Here is a 26,184-nt window from a genome sequence, read left to right on the forward strand (position 1 = left end):
AAGGAGGCAATGTAACATGAAGATAATGGCAATAAAGTTACCTAAGTTCTTATCTAACATACTAAAAGCTCTAAAAAAAAGATAAATAAAAAATGCAATTGTATCTTAACAATTGCATTTTTTATCTTTTATATAGCTCTTTCAACCTTACCGGAACGAAGGCACCTTGTACAAACATGGACAGTCCTTGGAGTACCGTTAACTATGGCTTTTATTTTCTTTATATTTGGAGCCCATTTTCTTTTTGATTGACGGTGCGAGTGGCTGTATTGAACCCCTGACATAACACCTTTATCACAATATTCACATCTTCTTGACATTATAAAACACCTCCTCTAACTATAGAAGATAATATTCTTCATTTAGCACAAATAATATTCTATCAAATATTCAGATTTTGTGCAAGTAAAATATAAGGTTATTAGTAAATAAAGTAATTAAAATTTAAATTTTCTTGAATAAAGTGAAAAGTTAATATAGAATATATGATATGGAATTAATCAAGGAGGACTGAATATGATAGGAATATCTAATGAATATGGAAACGTAGAGTATTCAGACGAAGTTATAGCTAATATAGTAGGGTTATCTACTATGGAATGTTATGGTGTAGTAGGAATGGCTTCTAAAAGTGCTGCTGATGGTTTATGGCAATTACTGAAGATCGAAAATTTGAGTAAAGGCGTTAAAATTAATTATAAAAATGAAGAACTGACTATAGAATTATTTGTAGTAGTACAATATGGAACTAAAATATCTGTTATAGCTAATAATATTATTCAAAGAATAAGATATAATATAGAAAGCTATACAGCATTAAAGGTTTCTTATATAACTGTGAATGTTCAAGGTATCAGGGTCTAGGAGGTTTACTTAAATGAAATATTTAAAAATAAATGGTGAGCATTTTTATAATGTAATGGTTAATGCTAGTAATAAATTAGAAGAACAAAAGGAGTTTGTTAATTCCTTAAATGTATTTCCAGTACCTGATGGGGACACAGGGACTAATATGTCAATGACATTTAAAGCAGCAGTAAAAGAAATAGAGGATATGAACTCTAAATCTATTAGCGAAGTTTCAAAGAAACTTGCTAAAGGAGCTCTTATGGGAGCTAGAGGTAATTCAGGAGTTATATTATCTCAAATACTAAGAGGTATTGCAAAAGGATTAGAAGGTAAGGAAGAAGCAAATGCTGAAGAGTTTGCAGAAAGTATAATGGAAGGTAGTAGATCTGCATATAAAGCAGTAATGAGACCGATAGAGGGTACAATCCTTACAGTGGTAAGGTCAGCAGGTGAAAATGCTCTGAAGAGTAAAGCTAAAGATATAACACTCCTTATGGATGACGTTTGCAAAGGTGCAGAAGATACTTTAAATAAGACACCTGATATGTTACCAGTTTTAAAAAGTGCTAAGGTAGTAGATTCTGGTGGAATGGGACTTTTAATAATATTAAAAGGAATTCATGAAGCTTTAAGAGATGATGTTAAATCTACGCTTGGAGATTTTCATTCAATAGCCACTAATATATCTGCTGCTAACAATCTTGAACCTCATGATATTAAATTTGGTTATTGTACCGAATTTATAATTTTAGGAGATTCATCTAAAGCAGAAGATTTTAAAAGGGAAGTAGAAGCTCAGGGCGATTCTATGATAGTTGTCGGTTATGAAGATGTAATTAAAGTTCATATTCATACCAATGATCCTGGAAATGTTTTATCAAAAGCAGTAGCAATTGGAGAACTTTCAAAAATTAAAATTGATAATATGAGGGAAGAACATAGAAGTTTAATTATAGATCAAGAAAAATATAAAGAAGAAACTAAAGAAGAACAAAAAAAATATGGATTCATTTCTGTATCTATGGGAGAGGGAATAGAACATATTTTTAAAGACTTAGGAGTAGACTATATTATACCAGGTGGCCAAACCATGAATCCTAGTACAGAAGAAATAGTAAAAAGTATAGAAAAGGTAAATGCAGAAAATATATTTATATTGCCAAACAATAAAAATATATTTATGTCAGCAACTCAAGCTGCGGAGCTTTCAGAAAAAAATGTTGTTGTTATACCTACAAAAAGTATACCACAAGGTATAACTTGTGTTACTATGTTTAATCCTGATGGAGATGTAGAAGAAAACTTAGAAGTTATGAAAGAAAGTATTGAATCTGTTATATCAGCATCTATAACTTATGCTGTTCGTGATACTGAAATGGATGGTATTGAAATAAAAGAAGGAAATATACTAGGTCTTGTTGAAGGTAAAATTAAAGAAGTTGGTAGTGAGATATACGAAGTTAGCGAAAAGTTGTTAGAAAAGATAGTTGACGAGGATAAATCGCTTATAACTCTTTTTTACGGGGCAGACTGCACAAAAGAAGAAGTAGAAAAGTTTGCTTTAAAATTAGAAGGTATATATGAAAATATAGACATCCAATTTTATGAAGGAAAACAGCCCTTGTATTATTTCATAATTTCTGTAGAATAATTTAAAAAGCCTACGGGCTTTTTTTGCTATGAGGTGTTATTTGTGAATCTTTATAAAGATATAGAAGAATTAAAAGGAGTTGGCGCTAAAACAAAAGAAAATTTAAATAAATGTGGTATATTCACGGTTATGGATCTTTTATTATATTTCCCAAAGACTTATGAGTTTGTAAACAATGAAACCTTATGGAGTGAAAACTTTGAAAAAGAAAAATTAGTATTAACTTGCACTTTTAAAGGAGTTAAAAGTCATATTAAGACTAGAACAGGTAAACATCTTATTACCTTAAATTTTAGCTACAAAAATATGAAAGTTATAGCGAAGTGGTTTAATCAACCATACATAAAAACAAAGTTTAACATTGACGAAGAATATGTACTTTTTGGAAGCTATAAAAAGAGTGGAGATATTTTAGAAATTACTAATCCTCTTATAGGAAGTAAAGAGCTTAAAACTGGAAATATTATATCCAAATATATACTTCAGGACAAATTGACTAATAAAATCATATTGAAATTGATAAATAGTGTCTTAGATAATATAGAAATAAAAGAAAATTTACCACAAGATTTATTGCAAAAACATAATTTTATGTCCTTAGATAGTTCTATTAGAAACATACATTTCCCAAAAAATATGGAAAGTTTAAATAAAGCTAAAGAAAGGCTGAAATTTCAAGAGCTTTTTACTTATTCCTTAAAAATATTAATGTTAAAGAAAAAACTTCAGTTTAATACAAAGGGGATAGCTTTTAAAATGGATGAATCCTTAACTAATCTAAAAGAAAGTTTACCATTTAAACTTACAAAAGCTCAAAGTAGAACTGTAAGAGAAATTCTTATAGATGAAAAAAGAGCTTATCCAATGAATAGGTTAGTACAAGGAGATGTAGGAAGTGGGAAAACTATAATTGCCATAATAGCAATGTTTAATGTAGTCAAAAATAATTATCAAGCAATATTTATGGCTCCTACTGAGATTCTTGCAAATCAACATTATAAAGAATGTAAAGACATATTAAATAAATTTGGTATTGAAATAGAACTACTTACTGGAAGTACATCACCAAAGGAAAAAGAAAGAATTAAAAAAGATCTAAAAGAAGGTAAACCAATGATAGCAATAGGTACACATGCTTTAATCGAAGAAGATGTAAAAGCCTTGAAGCTAGGTATCATAATAACAGATGAACAACATAGGTTTGGAGTACATCAAAGAAGTAAGCTTATAAATAAAGAAGAAACTGCAGATGTGTTAGTAATGACAGCAACTCCGATACCTAGGACTTTATCACTATATTTATATGGAGACTTAGATGTTTCAATTATAGATGAACTGCCTCCTGGAAGACAAAAAATAGATACTGTTTTTTATAATCAAAAACAAAGAGGGCTAGCTTATAAATTTTTATTCGAAGAAATAAAAAAGGGACGTCAAGCTTATATTATATGTCCACTTATAGAAGAAAATGAAAAATTAGATCTTAACTCTGTAAACAAATTATATGAAGAGTTAAAACAAACATATCTGAATAAGGAAACTGTAGAGATACTTCATGGAAAAATGAAACCATTAGTAAAACAAGATATAATGACTAAGTTTAAAAATGGAGAAGTATCTGTTTTAATTTCAACTACGGTTATAGAAGTTGGGGTAAATGTTCCTAATGCTACAGTAATGATTGTAGAAAACGCTGAAAGATTTGGTCTATCTCAGCTTCATCAACTAAGGGGAAGAGTTGGAAGAGGAACTTATAAATCATATTGTATGCTTATAGGGGAAGCTAAAAGTAATACAACTAAGAAAAGAATGATGACTATGGTAGAAAGTAACGATGGATTTTATATAGCGGAGCAAGATTTAAAATTAAGAGGGTCTGGAGAGCTATTTGGAATTAAACAACATGGAGAGACGGGACTTATATTGGCTGATATAATGGAAGATATAGAATTATTTAAAATAGCTAATAATGAAGCACACCAAGTTATAAATAGCGATCTTTATATAAATAAACTACTGATAGAAGAAATAATGAGTTACTTAGAAAGTAGTTCTAAATATATTTGTTTTAATTAATATAAAAACTTTGTATATTATAAATTCCTATGGTAAAATGTATAAAAGTAATTTTGAGGAGGATGGCATATGAGAATAATAGCTGGTGTAGCAAGGGGAAGAAAGTTACTTGCTCCTGTTAACCTAGATACAAGGCCAACTTTAGATAGAGTAAAAGAGGCCATGTTTAGTATGATACAATTAAGAATCCCAAATGCCACAACACTAGATGTTTTTGCAGGTACTGGCAGCTTAGGTTTAGAAAGCGTAAGTAGAGGTGCGAAGGAATGTTATTTAATAGATAAAAGTCCTGTAACCTTTCCTTTATTAAAACAAAATGTAGAAAATTTAAAGTTTCAAGATAAGGCATATTGCCTTAATATGGATTCTTATGAAGCCTTAAAAAGGCTCGGTAAATCTGAAAATAAATTTGATGTGATATTTATAGATCCACCTTACATGAAAGAGATGATACCTAAGGCCATAGAACTCGTACATAGTAACAGTTTACTTGCTAAGGGAGGGCTTATAGTAACAAAGATTGATAGTCAAGAGGAAATATATGAAGGCAATGGCTTTATAATACTAAAGGATCATAGAAGATACGGAAATACAACTATATGTTTTTATGATTATAAGGAGGACTAAGCCCATGAGAAGAGTTGTTTATCCGGGGAGTTTTGACCCTATAACAAATGGACATTTGGATATAATAAAAAGATCCTCTGAAGTATTTGATGAAGTTACGGTTGGAGTTTTAGTTAATGTTGATAAAAAAGGGCTTTTTGATATTGAAGAAAGAGTAGAACTTATAAGAAAAGTTGTTAAACCATATAAAAATGTCAAAGTAGATAGTTTTGATGGTTTGTTAATAGACTTTATGAAAGAAAAAGATATTAAAGTAATTGTTAAAGGGTTAAGGGCATTTTCAGATTTTGAATATGAATTTCAAATGGCACTTATGAATAATAAATTAGATTCATCTATAGAAACTGTTTTTATGATGACAAATGCAAAATATTCTTACTTAAGTTCTTCTTCAGTTAGACAAGTAGCTAAGTTTGGTGGATGTATAAAAGGATTAGTTCCGGACGAAATAATATCTACAATAGTAGAAAAAGCTAAAATATAGGAGTGATTTAAATGGACGTTATTCAATTATTAGAATATCTTCAAGAAATAATAGATAGTGCGTCGAAAGTTCCCATTACTGGAAAGATAGTACTAGATAAAAAGGAAATGCTAGAGGTAATTGATCAAATAATAAATTATATGCCAGATGAATTTAAAAAAGCTCAATGGGTTTTAAGCGAAAAAGAAAGAATTCTTGCAGAAGCTAGGGAAGAGTATGACAATATAAAGGGTCAAACTGTAGAGATGATGAAAAAACAGGTAGAAAATCATGATATAACAAAAGAAGCTAAAATAAAGTCTCAAGATATAATAGCTGTAGCTCAAAGAGATGCTAAGGCCATAAGGCTCGGTGCAAGGGATTATGCCGATGAAGTATTATGTCAATTAGATGAAGAGATGAAAGAAAATAGCAAAAAAATGATGGAAAATGTAAAAAAAGATGTAGAAGATTTTATGAAAAACCTGTCTGAAGATTTATCACAAAACTCATCTACAATAAGAGAAAATATAAAGGAATTAAGAAACATCAAATAATTTTTTTGAAAAATAGTGTGCAAAGTAAATAAAGAGTAATAATAAAATAGGAATATAGCTTTTAAAACTTATAGTTAGAGGAGTCTTATTGGAAAAAGTAAAAAGTGTTCTATCATTTAAAAATAATAAGGATACAAGGGTTATAATGAAACTTATAACACCTTGAATTACTTTTCTTATGACGTATTTAATTATTGAAATTTCCTTGTATTTATGTGTGAAGGAATGAATTTGAGCTATTATTGCAAGCCCACTAAAGGCACATAAAAAACTAATAAAACATAGGCTTAAAACATAATTTATATTTCCTTTAGATAAAAGATAACAGCCGTTTGTAACTTCTATTAAACCTAAAATGATTCCACTTAAAGCGTTTTTTGGTAAAGAAGACTCCATATATATTTTATTTAAAACAATGTTGAAGACAACATTGTTTTTTATTATAGCTAAAATAACAGAGAATATTACAACGTAAGATCCGATGTTAAGCGTTGTGGCTATTGCATTTTCTATAGAAGATTTAAGCACCATTCCTAAATTATTATTTTTACTTGCCTTAATAGTTTTAACCTTTAATTTTGACACAGGTTCTTTATATTTATGTTTTAAAATAATAGCCATAAAAACACAAGATAAATAATTAGAAAAAAGTAATAGGTAACCAGCTCTTGTATTTCCAAGCATAGATGTTCCGACAGATCCTATTAAAAAAAGCGGACTAGAATTTGAAGCTATACTTATTAGCTTAGAAAGCTCTGATGAATTTATGTTACCTAAGTCGTACAATTCACAGCTATATTTTGCACCTAAAGGGTAACCGCATAATATGCTAATGATTAGAGCAAAGCTAGCTTCTTTAGGTAATCCCAGGGGCCTCGAGATTAAGGGACCAAGGAATGTTGAATAAATATTTACTCCATCATAAGCAACTAGAATATTAGTTATAATTATAAATGGAAATAAAGATGGAAATAAAGATGTGAAAAAGAGCTTGGCACCATTTATAGAAGCGTCTATGCATAAAGTTGGATTTAAAATAAAGTTAATTATAAAATAAGTTAGTATTATTGTCATCAAAATATTTACCTTATTGTATTTTAATAAGTAAAACAATAAAATGATAATCAAAACTATAGTTATAAATAAAAGAAATTTCACAATCATTCCTCCAATAAATAAAAGCATTGAGATAGTATAGCATGTCGATGGTACATCATACTAAAAAGTATATTGAAGGATGTGAAGGAATATTAACAAAATAAGTATATTTATTTAATTATTATAGGGCTTTTAAAATAATCTTCATTATATCTTATAGAAGGATTTAGTATACTGTATGCCTTAGTGCTTTGTAAATCTAATTCTAACATTGGACATAAACTTTTAGGAAGTTTTGTATATATTTGAAGTGGGGAAGTGTTTTTGATTTTTTTTAGAAGCTCAGCTCCTTTATCATTAAAAGCTAAAACACGTATATAACTTGGATCACTTCTTCTTAAATTATCAATAGAATAGTTTTCAAATCCAATAAAATACTGGCACAATAACCGATTTATTCTTGTGGAAGCATATCTTTTACTTTTCATTTTAGAAAAAGATTCTTCATAAGTAGAGCTATCCCATAAACTTTTATATATTTTATTGTATAATCCTTCAGAAGCTTCTGGAATTTGCTTTAAAGAGTTATTATCTGTTAAGGCTTTATATTTTATAAAAGGGAATATATTCTCCATTTGAGGAAATGTATAATTGTCTTTGATTAAAGTTTCTATAAGGGTGTAAGACGATTTTGGTAGATGATTTTTAAGTAATGTTAAATCATCTGAAGTTTTAAGATGATTTCTTATGGAGGTTGCGCTAGAAAAACTCGCATTTAAACCTTCATCGTTGTAATTTGAACCAAGCCTTTTAATGGTAAAAGGCTCTATAGTACTGTCTAGTGAATATAAAGCTTTTAAATATTCTATAGCTAATATATTATTTGAAGAGCTTAAAAGGTTTGTTATAAAGTCTATAGTATACATTGGAAAGTTATCGGTAATATATTCAGTTAGAGCTAGAGATCTTGCTTTTGCAAAGGCAAGTCCGTAAGATAGCTTAGATTTAAGCAAAGCCTTATATGCATGAGGCTCATTGCAAAGAATAGATGCTATAAGTTTTAAGGGCTGGATATTACCAACTTCACTTCCAAAACTTAAATAATCAACTATTCCTAAAGAATTTAATATTTGAGCAGAGCCCTTTGCAAAAAATTCTGCTGATGAAAGGCTAAATATTACAGGAAGTTCAATTACAAGGTCTATTCCGTTTGAAACAGACACCTTTGACTTATTCCATTTATCAATATAAGAGGGTAGACCTCTTTGGACAAAGTTACCACTCATTATAGATATGAGATAATCACAATTTAATTCTTTTTTAGTTTTCTCGATGTGAAGTTTATGGCCGTTATGCAATGGATTATACTCAGAGATAATAGCAGCTACTTTCATAAAAAGACCTCCTTTGGTTTAATAAAATTTTATTAAAAAGTGATATTAATAAAATAATTTTGCAATAAAGATAAAAAACTATCAAACTAAAGTCAATATAGACTTTAAAAATAACTCAATCTATAGTATTATACTATAGAGAAATACATATTGAAACTTCAACTTATATTTTAAAATTTCAATATATAATGCTTTAGGAAAAAATTATTGTTGGAGTTTATAAAAAGTATATTAAAAAAGCAGCCTTAATTAAATGAGAGGAGAAATGAGCATGGAATTTATGAAGAACATATGGGAATCTGCAAAGTCAGATAGAAAAAAAATAGTTCTTCCAGAAGGCGATGAAGATAGAACACTTATCGCCAGTGAAAAAATCAATAAAGAAGGTCTTGCAGATATTATATTAGTTGGTAGCAGCATTATAATAAAAGCAAAAGCAAAAGTTTTAGGGGTGGACATAGAGGGTATACAAATAGAGGATCCTGAAACATCATCTAATACAGATAAATATGCGGAAGAATTTTATGAACTAAGGAAAAAGAAGGGCATGACTAAAGAAAAGGCCTTAAAAATAGTAAAGGATCCCCTTTACTATGGTACAATGATGGTTAAGATGAATGATGCTAACGGCATGGTATCAGGTGCTATACATACTACAGGAGACCTTTTAAGACCGGGACTTCAAATAATAAAAACAGCGCCAGGGGTATCGGTAGTATCTAGTTTTTTCATTATGATGGTTCCAGACCATAATTATGGTGATGATGGAATGTTAATATTTTCAGACTGTGCGGTTAATCCAAACCCAACATCAGATGAATTAGCATCTATAGCTATAGCTACAGCTGAAACAGCAAAAAACTTATGTAAAATGGAACCTAAGGTTGCTATGTTATCTTTTTCAACTATGGGAAGTGCTGAACATGAATTAGTTGAAAAGGTAAGAAATGCTACAAAAATTGCAAAATATAGAAGGCCTGACTTAGATATAGATGGAGAGATGCAACTTGATGCTGCTATAGTTCCTAAAGTTGCTAACCAAAAGGCTCCAAATAGTAAAGTTGCAGGAAATGCTAATGTACTTATATTTCCGGATTTACAATCAGGAAATATAGGATATAAATTAGTTCAAAGATTTGGAATGGCAGAAGCTATAGGACCAATATCTCAAGGATTTGCAAAGCCTATAAATGATTTGTCTAGAGGATGTAGCTCTGAGGATATAGTAAATGTTGTGGCTTTGACTGCGGTTCAAGCTCAAACAAGTAAATAAAATTATTAGGGTTTAAAACGAAAGGGGAAAATTAAATGAAAGTATTAGTTATTAATTGTGGAAGTTCATCATTAAAATATCAATTAATTGATATGACAAATGAGGAATCTTTAGCTCAAGGATTAGTTGAAAGAATTGGTATTGAGGGATCAATATTAACACAAAAGGTAGAGGGTAGAGAGAAGTATATTGTTAAAGAGCCTATGAGTGACCATAAAGTTGCAATTAGTATAGTGCTAAATACACTAGTTAACAAAGAAAGTGGAGTTATAAGCAGCATGGATGAGATCAATGCTGTAGGTCATAGAGTTGTTCATGGTGGAGAAAAATATTCTAAGTCAGTAATTATCGATGAAACAGTTATGAAAGAACTTGAAGAGTGCGCAAAACTTGCACCACTTCATAACCCACCAAATATAATTGGAATAAATGCATGTAAGGAACTTATGCCACAAACTCCTATGGTAGTGGTATTTGATACTGCATTCCACCAAACTATGCCTGAAAAAGCATATATGTATGCATTGCCATACGAGTTATATAAAGAAAATAAAATCAGAAAATATGGATTCCACGGAACATCACATAAATATGTTTCAACAGTAGCAGCAGAATGTATGAACAAAGATTTAAAAGATATAAAAATGATAACTTGTCACTTAGGTAATGGAGCTAGTATTGCAGCTATCAATGATGGTGTATGTGTTGATACAAGCATGGGATTCACTCCACTTGCAGGTATAGTCATGGGAACAAGATGTGGAGATATAGACCCTGCAATAGTTACTTATTTAATAAAGGAAGTTGGTTATTCTGTAGAAGAAACTAACAACATATTAAATAAAAAGTCAGGAGTTCTAGGATTATCAGGAGTAAGCAGTGACTTTAGAGATATTGAAAATGCAGTGGGTGAAGGCAATGAAAGAGCAGCTTTAGCATTAGATGTATTTAATTATAGAGTTAAGCAAACAATAGGATCTTATGCAGCATCAATTAATGGACTTGATTGTCTTGTATTTACTGCAGGACTTGGTGAAAACTCACCAGAAACAAGACAATCAATATGTGATGGATTAGAATTCTTAGGAGTTAAAATAGATAAAGAGAAAAACAATGTAAGAGGTAAAGTTACTGAAATAAGTTCATCAGATTCAAAAGTTAAAGTTTTTCTTATACCTACTAACGAAGAACTTATGATAGCAAGAGATACAAAAGAACTTTTGAACAAATAGTAAGAAATATCTTGACTTTTAATGGGCAAGTTTATATAATAAATTGTGGTTATAAGCAAAATATAATTACTAAGGAGAGAAGTGAAAGATTTAAAGTGTTATCTGTAATCTTTCAAAGTTAAAGCTATGAATGTAGAAATTATAGAATTAAACAAAGGCAAGTCTTTTAAGAAAGAAGTATCTTTTATTTATAATAAAGATACAATAAGTTATGACGGAGAAGATATAAGTTTTGTAAGACCTATAGCAGTAAGTGGAGATATAAGTTCCAATGGGGATGTAATAACTCTAATAGCTAAGGTTAAAACAGAATTAGAACTTACTTGTTCTAGATGTCTTGAAAAGTTTAATTATCCTCTAAATTTAAATTTGAATGAAGAATTTTCTTTTGATGAAGAAATAGAGGATGAGAATATAATCATTTTAAATAATGATAATTTAGATATTACTGAAGTCGTAGAAAACAGTATAATATTAACATTGCCTATGAAGAAGCTTTGCAGTGAAGATTGCAAAGGTCTTTGCCAAATTTGTGGGACTAATTTAAACAACCAAAATTGTGGTTGCGATAAAGATATTATTGATCCAAGATTGGCAAAGTTAAAACAACTGTTTTTAGATGATTAAGGAGGTGTTATAAATGGGAAATCCAGCGAGAAAATTTTCTAAAGGTAGAAGAGACTCAAGGAGAGCGCAAACTTTTAAATTAAGTGCGCCAGGAATTGTTGAATGTCCACAATGCCATGAAATGAAACTTGGACATAGAGTATGTAAGAACTGTGGTTTTTACAAAGGTAAAGAAATAGTTGCTACTGAAGCAAAATAATGTAGGAAAGGAAAGTCTTAGGGCTTTCTTTTCTTTATATCTGAAATTAAAAGGGGCGTGTTAACCGTGAAAATTGCTGTAGATGGAATGGGGGGAGATAATTCTCCTAGAATAGTTGTAGAAGGCTCAATTCAAGCTTTGAAAGAATTTGAAGACTTACAGATAATAATTACAGGGAAACAAAATGAAATAAATAAGGAACTTTCTAAATATGAATATGATAAAAATAAAATTACCGTTGTTAATGCAACTGAGGTAATAGACACTAATGATCATCCTGTAATGGCAATAAGGAGAAAAAAGGATTCTAGTTTGGTTAAAGCGTTAAATTTAGTGAAAAACAATGAAGCTGATGCTATAATTTCTGCGGGTAGCACTGGTGCCTTTATGGCGGGATCTCTTTTCATAGTAGGACGTATTAATGGTATTGATAGACCAGCTCTTGCACCAATAATGCCAGGTAAAAATGGAAAGTTTATGGTGGTAGATTGTGGTGCTAATGTAGATTGTAAGCCTAATAATCTTGTTCAGTTTGCCCATATGGGGAAAATATATTTTGAAAATGTTTTAGGCGTTAAGAATCCATCTATAGGGTTAGTTAACATAGGTGTAGAAGAGGAAAAAGGAAATGAATTAACTAAGGCTACTTACAAGTTGCTTAAAAATGAAGCTATTAACTTCGTAGGTAATATAGAGCCTAGAGATGTTCCATTAGGAAATACAGATATAGTGGTATGTGATGGGTTTGTAGGAAATACTATTTTAAAGATGTATGAAGGTGTGTCTTCTAGTATATTCGATGTTTTAAAATCTGAAATAATGAGTTCTACAAGAACTAAAATTGGTGGACTTTTATTAAAGCCTATATTCAAAGAATTTAAAACTAAATTTGATTATAAAGAATATGGTGGAGCAGCTTTTATAGGTGTAAAGGGTATATGTATAAAGGCACATGGAAGCTCAGATGGAAAAGCCTTGAAAAATGCTATAAAGCAAGCTATTATATTTTATGATAATAAGATTATAGAAAAAATAAGTAATGAAATAGAAAGTTTGTAATATTAAGTTCTTTCTATTGACGATGAATAATATATGTAATATTATCTAATTATAGAATTTCGTTGGGAGGTGATAATATGACATTTGAAAAGATAAAAGCAATTATAGCTGATAAATTAAGTGTTGACGAGAATGAGATTAATATGGAATCATCTTTTATAGAAGATTTAGGAGCAGATTCTCTTGATATAGTTGAACTTATAATGGCCCTTGAGGATGAATTTGACTTAGAGATGGCTGATGAAGATGCAGAAAAGATGGTTATAGTTAAAGATGTAGTTGATTATATAAAAGAGCATATTGAAGAATAGTGTAAAGTCCCGTATATCGGGGCTTTATTTATCAAAAAAACAAAGTTTATTCTTGAGTTTGCAAAGAATTAGTAGATTGAAGAATAAACTTCTTTGAGGAGTTGGAAGAATGAAACATTATCTAGAAAACATAAAAAATATAGAAAAACAGATTGATACAGTATTCAGCGACAAAGAACATTTATTAACAGCTATAACTCATAGTTCTTATGCTAATCAATTTAAAAATGTAGACTACAATGAAAGATTAGAATTTTTAGGTGATTCTGTGCTTCAATTATGTATAACAGAATACCTTTTTAATAATTATAAGCAAAAAAGCGAAGGTGATTTAACAAAGCTAAGATCACTTATTGTATGCGAAAACTCTTTATATGAAATTGCATTAACATGGGGAATTGGAAGGCACATGCGTATGAGTCGCGGGGAAGAGCTTACAGGTGGGCGTGATAGAGTTTCAATTCAAGCAGATTGCGTAGAAGCTGTAATAGCAGCCGTATACTTAGATAAGGGGATAGATTACGTTACAGACTTCATACTAAAGAGTTTTAAAGAAACTATAAGTAAGGCAATTAATCAAGAAATAGTACTAGATTATAAAACTGCTCTTCAAGAAAAACTTCAAAAGGATGGCGAAGTTGAAATTGATTATGAACTAGTAAAATATGAGGGACCTCCTCATAGACGAAAATTTTATACTAAGGTTGTAATTAATAATAAGGTTATGGGTGAAGGGAATGGTTATAGTAAAAAAGAATCAGAACAAAGCTCTGCTAAAGAGGCCTTATTAAAACTGGAGGAAATACATGAGTAAAGATTATTATATTATTCCTATATTTGTTCCCCATGAAGGATGTCCACATAACTGTGTATTTTGCAACCAAGATAAAATAACCGGGGAACAAGAAAAAGTAAATGCAGAGTTAGTAAAAAGTACTATAGATGAATATCTATTAACTATAAATAATAAAGAGGTCACTATAGAGGTGTCATTTTTTGGAGGAACCTTTACAGCAATACCAGTAGAAAAACAAAAAGAACTTTTAAGTGTAGCAAAAACATATAAAGAATCTAAACTCATATCTAAAATAAGGCTATCAACTAGGCCAGATTATATAAATGAACAGATATTAAATACATTAAAAGATTACGCTGTAGACATAATTGAACTTGGCATACAATCTTTAGACGAAGAGGTCTTAAAAAGGTCTGGAAGAGGACATAGCGAGGAAGATGCTATTAAAGCTTCTAAACTGATAAAAGATTATGGATTTACATTAGGTCATCAAATAATGCTAGGATTGCCTACGGATAATTTTAAAAAAGATATAGAAACTACTAAAAAGATTATAGCTATGGGACCTGACATTTGTAGGATATACCCCTCTCTTGTAATTAAAGACACTCCTATGGAACTTATGTACAATAAAGGAGTGTATAAACCATATACATTAGAAGAGGCAATAGAGGTATCTAAAACAATTTATATGATGCTTGTAGAAAAAGATATAAATGTTATAAGGATAGGACTGCAGCCTACAGAAAATATAAATAAGGGTAAAGACGTTGTAGCTGGCCCATTTCATCCTGCATTTAGAGAATTAGTGGAAAGCGATATATGGAATGATGTTATATATGAAATTATCAAAGAAGTTAAATCAGAGATAATAATACAAGTACCAAGTAAAGATTTATCTAAACTGTATGCTAATAAAAAGATGTATTTTAATAAAATGAAAGATAGAATTGAATCAAAATTTTTTATTATAAAAGTAAATGATAATCTAAAGCGAGGAGATTTTATAATAGAGTTTTATGAAAATAAAATGGTCTTAAATTTATATTCTATTATAAAAAATAGGAGGCTAATATGAAAATTAAAACTAGAGAAAAGATAGGGAAGTTTTTATTAGGAATGATAATCTTGATATTTTTGATTGGACTATTGCCAGTAGCATTTAAGTAGCTAAAGGAGTGGGCGTATGTTTTTAAAATCTATTGAGATAAAGGGCTTTAAATCTTTTGCAGATAAGATAGAATTAAAATTAAAAAAAGGTATTACTGGAGTGGTTGGACCAAATGGAAGCGGAAAAAGCAATATTTCAGATGCAATAAGATGGGTGCTTGGAGAGCAAAGTGTAAAAAATTTAAGAGGGGGAAAAATGGAGGATGTTATATTCTCTGGAACTGAATTTAGAAAGTCCGTTGGTTTAGCACAAGTTTCCTTAACTCTTGATAATTCTAAAGGTGAATTACCTATAGATTACATGGATGTTACAATAGGTAGAAGGCTTTATAGATCGGGTGAAAGCGAGTATTTTATAAATAATATATCTTGTAGATTAAAAGATATACACGAGTTATTTATGGATACAGGTATTGGAAAAGAAGGATATTCTATAATAGGACAAGGTAAAATTGATGCTATATTAAGTGGAAAAGCAGAGGATAGAAGATCTCTTCTAGAAGAAGCAGCAGGAATAGTAAAGTTTAAAACTCGAAGAGATGATGCTCAAAAGAAAATTGACTCAACAGAACAAAATTTAATAAGAATAAATGATATATTGCTTACCTATGAAGAAAGACTAGAACCTTTAAGAATAGATAATGAAAAAGCAAAAGAATTTCTAAAATTATCATCTAAACTTAAAGGTTTAGAGGTATCCTTAATAGTAAAAAGAATAGAAATTATAGAAGCAAACATTTTAAAGCAAAATAGCAACTTAGAGAGAATAGAAAAAGATTTAAATGAATTAAAAAAGGATGAAACTAGTATAAAAGAAGAGTTAACAAAAAGTGAATCCTTGTTAGAAGAGTCTTCTATAAAAAATAAATATAAAGCAGATGAATATTATAAACTAAAAGAAATAGTTCAGTCACTTAAGGCAGAAATAGGAATTGCTAAAGAACGTTTAGACAATTCAAAAACCACTATACAAGTAAATGAAGGAAGTATAAAGAACTTAAACCAGAAGATAGAAGAGCTTAAAAGAGAAAAAAATAAAAATGAAGAGTCTTTAAAAGAAAATGAAAACTACGAAAAGAAACTAAAACATGAGATAAATATTTTAGAAGAAGAGAGTAATTTATGTAATAGTGAATTATCAAACTTTAAATCAGAAGTTTCTATTTTAAGAAAAGATGCTATTGAAATACTAAGAAATCAATCAAAACTTAGAAATGACAAGTCAAAAGTTGAGATAGAGATTAATTCTTTAAAAGAAAAACAGCAACAACTTCATGGTTACTGTGAAGATTATTGTAATCTTTTAAAAACAAATAAAGATACAGGTTTTAGGATAATTAGTGAAAAAGAAAGATTTATGGATAGTACAGAAAAATTAGAAATATCTATAAAGGATAATAGAAACAAAGTTCTTTTTGTAAAAAGGGCTTTAAATGATAATGAAATAAAGCTAAAAAATATTAATAGAGATATTAATAAATTAGAGGCAAATAAAAATGCACTTATAAATTTAGAGAGTAATTATGAAGGATATAATAAATCCGTTAAAGCTTTAATGATGCGTATGAAAAAAGGTGATATGCATGGCCATATTGATAATTTTTGGGTTTTAGGAGATATAATAAGGGCAAATCCTAACTATCAATCTGCTATAGAAATAGCTTTAGGCGCTGGGGTATCTAATATGGTAACTAATACTGAAAATGAAGCGAAGTACTTAATAGAATATCTTAAAAAGAATAATTTAGGTAGAGCCACATTCTTACCATTAAACATAATACAAGGGAAAAGTATTTATTTAGATAAAGAAATAACATCTATAAAAGGATATATAGGTATTGCTAGTAAAATTATTGATTTTGATGATAAATTTAAAAATGCTATAGAATATATTTTAGGAAGAACCATTATATCAGATGATATGAAAAGTGCTTTAGAGATAGCGAAAAAAGTAAATTATAAAAATAAGATAGTTACACTTCAAGGGGAAGTTATAAATACAGGTGGAGCACTTACAGGTGGAAGCTTGTATTATAAAAATACAAATATAATAGGTAGAAAAGATGAAATTGAAAAATTAAAGTTAGAGATATTAGAATTTAATAAGTCTTTGGAAAAAGCGAATAGTGAATTAGAAAGATACAAAGATGAGTATAAAATTCTAGAAGAAAATTATCTTAAGTTAAGAGAAAAGATTCATTATAATAACATAGAGGTAGCTAAAATAGATGAGAAGATTTTAGCTATAGATTCAGAAAAAGAAAGGTTAACTAAAAATATACTTACGTCGAAACAAGAAATAGTTTTAATAGAAGAAAATATAGATAATAAAACTAAAGAATTAGAAGAAGATATTAAACAAATACTTAGTTTAGATAAAAAGGAAAAGCAATGTGGAGATAGAATAACTTTTTTAGAAGAAGAGATAATAAACAAAGAAGAAGGATCCAAGGTTAAAAAAGAATATATCTTAGATTTAAAAGTTAAAAAAGCTAAAATAGATGAATTTATATTAAATATGCTAAAAGAAGTAGAAAGGGTATGCAAGAATCTAGATGAACTAGAATCAGAGATAATAGAAAAAAAGCAGACTATACTAGATAAAGAACAAACCATTGTGAAATCAAAGGAAGATATTGAAAACTTAACTAAAAGCATAGAAGAAAATAAATTTATAATAGAGAATTTGGATAAAGATTTTAAAAATTATGAGATAGAAAATATAAAAATTAAAGCGAATATTACTAATCTAAAAAGTCGAATAGAACAATTGCAATTATTTATACAAAAAAAAGAAGAAGAAAAGAATAAGTTTAATATAAATAAAACTAGAATAGATATAGAAAAAGAAAATTTATATGCAGGATTAAATAATGAGTTTAATATTAGCTTTGTTGAAGCTTTAGATATAGCAAAAGATATTGAAAATGAAGATTTTGCAAAAGAAGAAGTTATAACTATAAAAAAAGAAATATCTAAGCTAGGTACCATAAATCTAGGATCTATAGATGAATACAAAGATATAAAAGAAAAGTATACATTTATGAATAGCCAAAAGGAAGATTTAAACAACGCACGTATTGAGCTAAAAGAAGTTATTGATGATATGACAAGTAAAATGAAAGACGTTTTTTCATCTAATTTTAAAGTTTTAAATGAAAACTTTAATAATACATTTAAAGAATTATTTAAAGGTGGGAACGCAGCTCTTATATTAGGTGAAGGTGATGAACTTACGGCTAATATTGATATAAATGTGCAGCCACCAGGTAAGAAGCTTCAAAATATAAATCTTATGTCTGGGGGAGAAAAGGTACTTTCGGCAATAGCTCTACTTTTTGCAATATTAAAGATGAAACCTACGCCATTTTGTATATTAGATGAAATTGAGGCAGCATTAGATGATGCAAATGTTTATAAATACGCTGAATTCTTAAAAAAGTTTTCAAATGAGATACAGTTCATAGTGATAACTCATAGAAAAGGAACTATGGAATCAGCAGATATGCTCTATGGTGTCACTATGGAGGAAAAAGGTATATCTAAGATAGTATCAGTAGATTTAAGTAAATAATTAAGGAGGATAAATATGTTTGGAGGTCTTTTTGAAAAATTAAAATCTGGATTAAGTAAAACCAGAGATACTCTTACAGATAAGGTTAACGATATGTTAAATTTAGCTGTAACAATAGATGAAGATTTATATGAGGAATTAGAAGAAATTTTGATAACGTCAGACATAGGAGTAGAGACTTCTATGGACATTATAAGCAGGCTAAAAATCAAGATTAGAGAAGAAAAAATTAATGATCCTGAGCTTATAAAGCCTTGTTTGAAAGAAATTATAAAGGAATTAATGGTGGATGAAGAGCCTATAGATAACAATGTGTTTCCTAAAGTTATTTTAGTTATAGGAGTGAATGGTGTTGGGAAAACTACTTCTATTGGAAAGCTTGCTTTAAAGTATAAAAATGATGGCAAAAAAGTTATTCTTGCTGCAGCGGATACTTTTAGAGCAGCAGCTATAGATCAATTAGAAGTTTGGAGCAGTAGAGCTAATGTAGACCTAATAAAACATAAAGAAGGATCTGACCCAGCAGCAGTAGTTTACGATGCTATTCAAGCTTCAAAAGCTAGAAAAGCAGATATATTAATTTGTGATACTGCAGGGAGACTTCATAATAAGAAAAACTTGATGGATGAACTTTCTAAAATTAATAGAATAATAGATAGAGAATTTAGCGAAGCAGAAAAACAAACATTGCTAGTACTAGATGGCACCACAGGTCAAAATGCAATAATACAAGCAAAGCAATTTATGGAATCTAGCCCTTTAGACGGGATTATATTAACTAAGCTTGACGGTACTGCTAAGGGTGGAGTTGTAATATCTATAAAAAGGGAACTTAAAATACCGGTTAAATATATAGGGGTTGGAGAAGGGATTGATGATCTTCAAGAATTTGATGCAGAAGCCTTTGCAAAGGCCTTATTTTAAAATATAAAACTGTTAAGTAAAAATGCTTGACAATGTAATTATATTTTGTTATAATTTTTTTTGTAGGTTAGGTGATATAAATGGAAGATAGATTTACTATCTCACTATTATTTGATTTTTATGGTGAACTTTTAACTGAAAAACAAGTTAATATAATGAATTTGTATTACAACGAAGATCTTTCATTAGTAGAGATTGCAGAAATAAATGAAACTAGTCGTCAAGCTATATATGATACAATTAAGACCTGTTATAAATTACTTATGAACTATGAGTCTAAATTAAATTTATTGGAAAAGAGCTTGAAACTATCAGAAAGTATTAAAGAAATATGCATTAAATTAGATAAAGTGGAGAAAAATTTTGATTCTACTGAAGAGAGTTATATTGAAATTAATAATATAAAAAGTATCCTTTTAAAGGATATTAATATTTAGGAGGATTAGCATGGCTTTTGAAGGATTAACATCCAAACTTCAAGAAACTTTTAAGAAGTTAAAGGGAAAAGGGAAGCTTTCAGAAAAAGATATAAAAGAAGCCATGAGAGAGGTTAAACTTGCTCTTTTAGAGGCAGATGTAAATTATAAAGTGGTTAAAAGCTTTGTAAGTTCTGTAAGCGAAAAATGTTTGGGATCAGAGGTTTTAGAAAGTCTAACACCTGCGCAGCAAGTTATAAAAATAGTTAATGATGAGTTAACCAAGCTTATGGGTGAGGAAGAAAGTAAGATAAATCATTCTGATACTGGGCTTACAGTTATAATGCTTGTAGGGTTACAGGGAGCTGGTAAGACCACCATGGGAGGCAAACTTGCCCTTCATTTTAGAAAAAAGAATAAAAAACCATTGCTAGTAGCAGCAGATGTATATAGACCAGCTGCAATCAAGCAATTGCAAACTGTAGGTAAGCAAATAGACGTTCCTGTATTTTCTATGGGAGATAAAATAAGTCCTGTAGATATAGCAAAGGCATCCTTAAGCTTTGCTAAAGATAATGGAAATAATGTAATAATAATAGATACTGCAGGAAGACTTCATATAGATGAAAATTTAATGGAGGAGCTTGCTTGCATAAAAACTGCTATAAACCCGTCTGAAATACTGCTTGTAGTAGATGCTATGACTGGGCAAGATGCAGTGAATGTTTCTGAATCATTTAATGACCAATTAGGCGTTTCTGGAATAGTTTTAACTAAACTTGACGGAGATACTAGAGGTGGAGCAGCTTTATCTATTAGGGAAATAACTAAAAAACCCATTAAATTTGTAGGTATAGGGGAAAAGATGAATGATATCGAAGTCTTTCATCCTGAACGAATGGCTTCAAGAATATTAGGAATGGGTGATATGTTATCACTTATAGAGAAAGCGCAACAATCTATAGATGAAAAAGAAGCAAAAGAACTTGGAAATAAAATACTAAATCAAGGATTTAACTTTGAGGATTTTCTAACGGCCATGAGCCAAATGAAGAAACTTGGACCTTTAAATAAGATAATGGATATGATACCAGGAGGTAATTCAAAAGAATTACAAGGGGTGGACTTTAATCAGGGTGAGAAAGAAATGTCTAAGATGGAGGCTATAATAAAATCCATGACATTAAAGGAAAGGAGAAATCCGAATTTACTAAGTGCTCAATCCAGAAAAAGGCGTATAGCTAATGGGTCTGGAGTTACTGTTCAAGAAGTTAATAAAGTAATAAAAAACTTTGAAAGCATGAAAAAGATGACTAAGCAAATGAAAGGTATGAAAAAGGGAATGAAAAAGAGTCCTTTTGGAAATTTACCCTTTGTTTAATATAAATTATAAGATTTAAAGGAGGTGAAAAATAATGGCAGTAAAGATAAGACTTAAAAGAATGGGCGCTAAGAAGACTCCTTTTTATAGAGTTGTAGTAGCTGATTCAAGAAGCCCAAGAGATGGAAAGTTCATAGAAGAAATAGGATATTATAATCCAGTATCAGAGCCAAAAGTAATCAAAATTGATGAAGAAAAGGCAGCTAAATGGATAAGTAATGGAGCACAACCATCAGATACAGTTAAAAAGCTTTTTGTAAAGGCTGGAATAAACGATAAACTTTCAAAGTAATACTTGGGAGGTGATTTCTGCTTAAGATTTTATAAAGTCTTATAGCAGAATCTTTATGAAAGAATTAGTTGAAATAATAGCTAAATCATTAGTTGATAATCCTGAGATGGTACAAGTAAATGAAATAACTGGAGAGCAGTCTATAATTTTAGAATTAAAAGTTGCTGAAGGTGATATGGGAAAAGTTATAGGGAAACAAGGTCGTATAGCAAAAGCTATAAGAACCGTTGTAAAAGCCGCAGCAATTAAAGAAAATAAAAGAGTAATTGTTGAAATTATATAAAATATTTTCAAGGCAGAGTTAGGTTTATTCCTAGCTCTTTTTGATTAAATTATGTTTGGTGGTGAATATGTGGAAGATTATTTATCTGTAGGTCAAATAAGCAAACCTCATGGAATAAAAGGGGAAGTCAAAGTAATACCTCTAACAGATGATATAAAGAGGTTTAGAAAATTAAAAAAGGTGTATATAGACGGAAATGAAAAAGTTATAGTCTGGTGTAAAATGCAAGTTGATAGAGTCATACTCAAAATAGAGGGTATCGATACTATTGAAGGTGCAGAAAGTTTAAGAAATAAATATATCCAAGTAAAAAGGGAAGAAGCAGTTAGATTACCAAAGGATAGCTATTTTATAGCAGATTTATTATCATGTACAGTATATGATACATCAGAAAACAAAATAGGAAAAGTATATGATGTAATTAAAACTGGAAGTAATGATGTGTATTGGATTAAACATGAAAAAGAGATTTTAATACCAGCTTTAAAGGATATAGTACTTGATGTGGATATAGATTCTCATAAGATTATTATAAGACCTATAAAGGAGTGGCAAGATGAAGATTGATATCCTAACATTGTTTCCAGAGATGTTTAGTGTATTCGATCATAGTATATTAGCTAAAGCTAGGGAAAAAGGAATTATAGATATAAATTGCTTTAATATAAGGGACTTTACAGAAAATAAACATAGGAAGGTAGATGATTATCCTTATGGTGGTGGAGCTGGTATGGTTATGTCACCACAACCTATTGTTGATTGCATAAAGCATGTTAAAGAAAATAATAAGGGTAGGGTAATATTTTTAGGACCTAAAGGTGCGACTTTTACACAGTCAAAGGCTAATGATTTATCAAAGGAAGAAAATCTTATCTTTTTATGTGGCCATTATGAAGGTATAGATGAGAGGGTTTATAATTACATAGATGAGGAGATATCCTTAGGGGATTTTATACTTACTGGTGGCGAAATGGCTGCTATACCAGTAATAGATAGCATATGTAGATTAGTACCAGGGGTATTATCTAATAGTAACAGCTATGAAGATGAATCCTTTTATAACGGGCTTCTAGAGTACCCTCAGTATACAAGACCAGAAGTCTTTAATGATGAAAGAGTACCTGAGGTGCTTATCTCAGGGCACCATGAGAACATAAGAAAATGGAGAAAAACTAAGTCACTTTTATTAACTAAAAAAAATCGATTGGACCTTTTTAAAAAGTTTCCGCTTAGCAAAGAAGATATAAAATTACTAAAAGATATTGATAAATTATAAAAAAACATTGAATATACCTACCATATGTGATAAAATATCAAATGTGTTAGTACGAACGGTCCTCTGTCAGAAAATAACTGGCAAGAACGTTAAATTAGTTTAAGGAGGAATACACAATGAATGAATTAATAAGAGCTATTGAAGCAGAACAACTAAGAAGTGATTTACCAAACTTTAATGTAGGTGATACAGTTAAGGTACACGTAAGAATAAAAGAAGGAACTAGAGAAAGAATACAAATTTTCGAAGGAACCGTTCTTAAGAGACAAAATGGTGGAATAAGAGAAACATTCACTGTAAGAAGACTAGCTTCAGGTGTAGGGGTAGAAAGAACATTTCCTTTAAATGCTCCAATAGTTGAAAAAATAGAAGTAGTAAGAAAAGGTAAGATTAGAAGAGCTAAATTATTCTACTTAAGAGATAGAGTTGGTAAGGCTGCTAAGGTTAGAGAACGTAAATAATATATAATAGTTACATAAATTATTTTATAGCAAAAGGGACTTTTATAGTCCCATTTTTGTTATTTAAAAATATATGTTTTGTAAAAATGAAAGGAAGTGAGCTTAATGGCAATAAATTGGTTTCCAGGTCATATGGTTAGGACTAGAAGACAAATAACCGAAAATTTAAAATTAGTTGATTTAGTTATAGAAATACGAGATGCTAGGATAGTTAAATCTAGTAGCAATCCAGAAATAAATGAGCTTTGTGAAAATAAGCCTAGAATAATATTATTAAATAAAGCTGATTTAAGTGAAGGTAAGGTTACAAAAGATTGGATTAAAACTTTATCTTCAGATAAAATTAAGCTATTGGAAGTAAACAGTTTAACAGGGGAAGGCATTAAAAATATAAAGCCTGCAATATCAGAACTTTTGAAGGAAAAAGAAGATAGAATGAAAAAAAAGGGCCTTAAAAGCATTGTATGGAGAGCTATGGTAGTTGGAATACCCAATGTTGGTAAATCTTCATTTATAAATAAGATGGCTAAAAACAATATAGCTAAGGTAGGGGATAAACCTGGTGTTACAAAAAATAAACAATGGATAAAGACTTCTTTGGGAGTAGAGCTTATGGATACTCCAGGTATTTTATGGCCTAAATTTGAAGATGAAGAGGTTGCTTTAAATCTAGCATTTACAGGGTCAATAAAAGATGAAATAATGGATGTAGAAGAGCTTGCACTAAAACTTATTGAAAGGTTAGCTGTTACAAATCCTAATAATCTTAAAAATAGATATAAATTAGATACACTAGAAGGAACGTCTTTAGAAATAATGGAAGCTATAGGTAAAAAAAGAGGCGCTATAATATCTGGTGGTGGTGTTGATTATAATAGAATTGCAATAATGCTATTAGATGAATTTAGAGGTGGAAAAGTAGGGAAGATATCTCTTGAGACACCTTAATTAAGGAGAGAATATTTTGAAAGACATTTTGCTTAATGAAAATTTCGAAAGTTTGTCTGTAGATATTTTAAAAAGTTATGTAAATTCGCTTAGCTTCTATAACTTAGAAAAAGAAGAGGTATATTTTATAAATAAAAAGCTTGAATTAGATAATAGAAAATCAATTCAATATTTAGCTACACGATTTATGAGGTGTTACGAAAACTATAATAAGGAATTGAAGAGAATTGAAAATTTATATATGTTTGATAAAGGTTTTAAAAACTTTAAGCTGATTGCAGGAATAGATGAAGTAGGAAGAGGACCACTTGCGGGTCCTATAGTTTCTGCAGCTGTTATATTGGATCTAAATGTTAATAATAAAGATATGATTTTAGGGTTAAATGATTCTAAAAAGCTAACTGAAACAAAAAGAGAATATCTTAGCAACATAATAAAATCAAAAGCATTAGCATATTCAATATCTTTTTGTAGCAATAGTGATATTGACGAAAGAGGTATAGGATTCTGTAACAATGAAGTATTTAAAAAGGCAGTATATAGCTTAGATATAAAGCCAAATTTAGTCTTGTCTGATGGGTATACTATAAAGAATTTTGAATCACCTAATATAGCAGTTATAAGGGGTGATTCAAAGAGCGCTAGTATAGCTGCTGCATCTATAATAGCAAAGGTTTATAGAGATACCTTAATGAAGGAACAAGCTAAAATTTATCCGCATTATGATTTTGATCACAATGTGGGATATGGAACCAGAAAACATATTGAAGCTATAGAAAAGTACGGGGCAACTTCAATACATAGAGTAAGTTTTTTAAATAATATTATAGGCGAAAAGCATCTTTAATGAGATTTATTTTAGGTGTACTATATTGATTTAATAATATTTCTATAGCATCAAATCTAAAAAAGTTTTTATGCAAATTATTTTGTTGAATATAAAATTTAGCTACACGCTTTATTTTCTGAGTTTTAGAATAGGTTATGGATTCCAGTGCTGTGCATACATGTGATCCATACCTAGTCTTAACCTCTATAAAGCAAATGTATTTGTCATCTCTTGCAATTATATCAATTTCACCTAATTTACATAAGAAATTTGTTTCTATAATATCATATCCTTGAAGTAGTAGATGATTTAAGGCTAAGGATTCACCGTGATATCCTAGGGCCTTTTTTTGTGATCTCAAAATTACCACCTATCCTTTATATAATTTATCAATTTAGTAAGTAAAGATTAAAATACA

At 29.6% G+C, this 26,184-nt stretch carries 30 protein-coding genes; 26 read left to right on the top strand and 4 right to left on the bottom strand.

Going from position 1 to position 26,184, the window contains the following annotated elements; all coding sequences use genetic code 11:
* Window positions 1-16: 16 nt before the first annotated feature.
* Window positions 17-85 (top strand): stage V sporulation protein SpoVM, encoded by a 69-nt coding sequence (gene spoVM, locus BD821_RS13835; RefSeq protein WP_104409117.1) that lies wholly within the window; start codon window positions 17-19, stop codon window positions 83-85.
* Between the two features lie 43 nt (window positions 86-128).
* Here spoVM and rpmB read toward each other — a convergent pair whose 3' ends face one another.
* Complete coding sequence (gene rpmB / locus BD821_RS01680) at window positions 129-320, bottom strand: 50S ribosomal protein L28 (protein WP_029453289.1); 192 nt, start codon at window positions 318-320, stop codon at window positions 129-131.
* A 196-nt stretch (window positions 321-516) separates the two neighbouring features.
* On the opposite strand from rpmB, the gene BD821_RS01685 reads away from it, so the two are divergent.
* From BD821_RS01685 to BD821_RS01710, 6 genes are all read left to right on the top strand, one after another.
* The gene (locus BD821_RS01685) at window positions 517-864 is read left to right on the top strand and encodes an Asp23/Gls24 family envelope stress response protein (RefSeq protein WP_104409016.1); all 348 of its coding nucleotides are present in this window, start codon (window positions 517-519) and stop codon (window positions 862-864) included.
* A 13-nt stretch (window positions 865-877) separates the two neighbouring features.
* Window positions 878-2,500, top strand: coding sequence for a DAK2 domain-containing protein (locus tag BD821_RS01690; protein ID WP_104409017.1), 1,623 nt, complete (start codon window positions 878-880; stop codon window positions 2,498-2,500).
* A 42-nt stretch (window positions 2,501-2,542) separates the two neighbouring features.
* On the top strand, window positions 2,543-4,576 hold the full coding sequence (gene recG / locus BD821_RS01695) for an ATP-dependent DNA helicase RecG (RefSeq protein ID WP_104409018.1): 2,034 nt from the start codon (window positions 2,543-2,545) through the stop codon (window positions 4,574-4,576).
* 69 nt (window positions 4,577-4,645) lie between these two features.
* Window positions 4,646-5,203, top strand: a complete 558-nt coding sequence (gene rsmD / locus BD821_RS01700) for a 16S rRNA (guanine(966)-N(2))-methyltransferase RsmD (protein ID WP_029453285.1) — start codon at window positions 4,646-4,648, stop codon at window positions 5,201-5,203.
* A gap of 4 nt (window positions 5,204-5,207) precedes the next feature.
* Entirely contained in the window at window positions 5,208-5,687 is a 480-nt protein-coding gene (gene coaD, locus BD821_RS01705; RefSeq protein WP_029453284.1) for a pantetheine-phosphate adenylyltransferase, read from the top strand.
* 11 nt (window positions 5,688-5,698) lie between these two features.
* Window positions 5,699-6,223 carry an ATPase gene (locus tag BD821_RS01710; protein WP_104409019.1) on the top strand — a complete coding sequence of 175 codons (525 nt, stop codon included), beginning with the start codon at window positions 5,699-5,701 and terminating at the stop codon, window positions 6,221-6,223.
* Here the strand turns inward: BD821_RS01710 and ylbJ are convergent.
* Window positions 6,206-7,381, bottom strand: a complete 1,176-nt coding sequence (gene ylbJ, locus BD821_RS01715) for a sporulation integral membrane protein YlbJ (RefSeq protein ID WP_169993894.1) — start codon at window positions 7,379-7,381, stop codon at window positions 6,206-6,208. The two genes, BD821_RS01710 and ylbJ, sit on opposite strands and share 18 nt — an antisense overlap.
* Window positions 7,382-7,491: 110 nt before the next feature.
* Window positions 7,492-8,715: a nucleotidyltransferase gene (locus BD821_RS01720; RefSeq protein ID WP_104409021.1), complete on the bottom strand. Its 1,224-nt coding sequence runs from the start codon at window positions 8,713-8,715 to the stop codon at window positions 7,492-7,494.
* Between the two features lie 271 nt (window positions 8,716-8,986).
* Between BD821_RS01720 and pta the strand changes: the two genes are divergently transcribed.
* The 19 genes from pta to BD821_RS01815 all read left to right on the top strand — a co-directional run bounded on the left by pta (window position 8,987) and on the right by BD821_RS01815 (window position 25,784).
* The gene (gene pta / locus BD821_RS01725; RefSeq protein ID WP_104409022.1) at window positions 8,987-9,988 is read left to right on the top strand and encodes a phosphate acetyltransferase; all 1,002 of its coding nucleotides are present in this window, start codon (window positions 8,987-8,989) and stop codon (window positions 9,986-9,988) included.
* 35 nt (window positions 9,989-10,023) lie between these two features.
* Window positions 10,024-11,220, top strand: a complete 1,197-nt coding sequence (locus tag BD821_RS01730) for an acetate kinase (protein ID WP_104409023.1) — start codon at window positions 10,024-10,026, stop codon at window positions 11,218-11,220.
* Window positions 11,221-11,346: 126 nt separating this feature from the next.
* Entirely contained in the window at window positions 11,347-11,847 is a 501-nt protein-coding gene (locus BD821_RS01735; protein WP_104409024.1) for a YceD family protein, read from the top strand.
* Window positions 11,848-11,860: 13 nt separating this feature from the next.
* The gene (gene rpmF / locus BD821_RS01740; protein ID WP_029453277.1) at window positions 11,861-12,046 is read left to right on the top strand and encodes a 50S ribosomal protein L32; all 186 of its coding nucleotides are present in this window, start codon (window positions 11,861-11,863) and stop codon (window positions 12,044-12,046) included.
* A gap of 66 nt (window positions 12,047-12,112) precedes the next feature.
* Window positions 12,113-13,105: a phosphate acyltransferase PlsX gene (gene plsX / locus BD821_RS01745; protein WP_104409025.1), complete on the top strand. Its 993-nt coding sequence runs from the start codon at window positions 12,113-12,115 to the stop codon at window positions 13,103-13,105.
* 77 nt (window positions 13,106-13,182) lie between these two features.
* The gene (acpP, locus tag BD821_RS01750) at window positions 13,183-13,416 is read left to right on the top strand and encodes an acyl carrier protein (RefSeq protein WP_029453275.1); all 234 of its coding nucleotides are present in this window, start codon (window positions 13,183-13,185) and stop codon (window positions 13,414-13,416) included.
* Between the two features lie 109 nt (window positions 13,417-13,525).
* Entirely contained in the window at window positions 13,526-14,230 is a 705-nt protein-coding gene (gene rnc / locus BD821_RS01755) for a ribonuclease III (RefSeq protein WP_029453274.1), read from the top strand.
* Window positions 14,223-15,290 (top strand): elongator complex protein 3, encoded by a 1,068-nt coding sequence (locus BD821_RS01760; RefSeq protein WP_104409026.1) that lies wholly within the window; start codon window positions 14,223-14,225, stop codon window positions 15,288-15,290. Before rnc ends, BD821_RS01760 begins: the two co-directional genes overlap by 8 nt.
* A 108-nt stretch (window positions 15,291-15,398) precedes the next feature.
* Window positions 15,399-18,956 carry a chromosome segregation protein SMC gene (gene smc, locus BD821_RS01765; protein WP_104409027.1) on the top strand — a complete coding sequence of 1,186 codons (3,558 nt, stop codon included), beginning with the start codon at window positions 15,399-15,401 and terminating at the stop codon, window positions 18,954-18,956.
* A gap of 15 nt (window positions 18,957-18,971) precedes the next feature.
* The gene (ftsY, locus tag BD821_RS01770) at window positions 18,972-19,880 is read left to right on the top strand and encodes a signal recognition particle-docking protein FtsY (protein ID WP_104409028.1); all 909 of its coding nucleotides are present in this window, start codon (window positions 18,972-18,974) and stop codon (window positions 19,878-19,880) included.
* 80 nt (window positions 19,881-19,960) lie between these two features.
* Window positions 19,961-20,317 carry a putative DNA-binding protein gene (locus tag BD821_RS01775; protein WP_029453270.1) on the top strand — a complete coding sequence of 119 codons (357 nt, stop codon included), beginning with the start codon at window positions 19,961-19,963 and terminating at the stop codon, window positions 20,315-20,317.
* A 10-nt stretch (window positions 20,318-20,327) separates the two neighbouring features.
* Window positions 20,328-21,677, top strand: a complete 1,350-nt coding sequence (ffh, locus tag BD821_RS01780; RefSeq protein ID WP_029453269.1) for a signal recognition particle protein — start codon at window positions 20,328-20,330, stop codon at window positions 21,675-21,677.
* Window positions 21,678-21,711: 34 nt separating this feature from the next.
* Window positions 21,712-21,969 carry a 30S ribosomal protein S16 gene (gene rpsP, locus BD821_RS01785; protein ID WP_029453268.1) on the top strand — a complete coding sequence of 86 codons (258 nt, stop codon included), beginning with the start codon at window positions 21,712-21,714 and terminating at the stop codon, window positions 21,967-21,969.
* Between the two features lie 55 nt (window positions 21,970-22,024).
* Window positions 22,025-22,252, top strand: a complete 228-nt coding sequence (locus BD821_RS01790; protein WP_029453267.1) for a KH domain-containing protein — start codon at window positions 22,025-22,027, stop codon at window positions 22,250-22,252.
* A gap of 69 nt (window positions 22,253-22,321) precedes the next feature.
* Window positions 22,322-22,819: a ribosome maturation factor RimM gene (gene rimM / locus BD821_RS01795; RefSeq protein WP_104409029.1), complete on the top strand. Its 498-nt coding sequence runs from the start codon at window positions 22,322-22,324 to the stop codon at window positions 22,817-22,819.
* The gene (trmD, locus tag BD821_RS01800) at window positions 22,809-23,528 is read left to right on the top strand and encodes a tRNA (guanosine(37)-N1)-methyltransferase TrmD (RefSeq protein ID WP_029453265.1); all 720 of its coding nucleotides are present in this window, start codon (window positions 22,809-22,811) and stop codon (window positions 23,526-23,528) included. The genes rimM and trmD overlap by 11 nt, the downstream gene beginning before the upstream one ends.
* 116 nt (window positions 23,529-23,644) lie before the next feature.
* A complete protein-coding gene (rplS, locus tag BD821_RS01805) occupies window positions 23,645-23,989 on the top strand; it encodes a 50S ribosomal protein L19 (RefSeq protein WP_029453264.1) in 345 nt (114 codons plus the stop codon).
* Window positions 23,990-24,094: 105 nt separating this feature from the next.
* Window positions 24,095-24,937, top strand: coding sequence for a ribosome biogenesis GTPase YlqF (gene ylqF / locus BD821_RS01810; protein ID WP_104409030.1), 843 nt, complete (start codon window positions 24,095-24,097; stop codon window positions 24,935-24,937).
* A 16-nt stretch (window positions 24,938-24,953) separates the two neighbouring features.
* The gene (locus BD821_RS01815) at window positions 24,954-25,784 is read left to right on the top strand and encodes a ribonuclease HII (protein WP_104409031.1); all 831 of its coding nucleotides are present in this window, start codon (window positions 24,954-24,956) and stop codon (window positions 25,782-25,784) included.
* On the opposite strand, the gene BD821_RS01820 is transcribed toward BD821_RS01815, so the two are convergent.
* Window positions 25,762-26,127, bottom strand: coding sequence for a YraN family protein (locus BD821_RS01820; protein WP_104409032.1), 366 nt, complete (start codon window positions 26,125-26,127; stop codon window positions 25,762-25,764). The genes BD821_RS01815 and BD821_RS01820 overlap by 23 nt on opposite strands.
* Window positions 26,128-26,184: the final 57 nt, after the last annotated feature.

The organism is Clostridium algidicarnis DSM 15099 (assembly GCF_002934235.1).
Classification (GTDB): Bacteria; Bacillota; Clostridia; order Clostridiales; family Clostridiaceae; genus Clostridium_L; species Clostridium_L algidicarnis.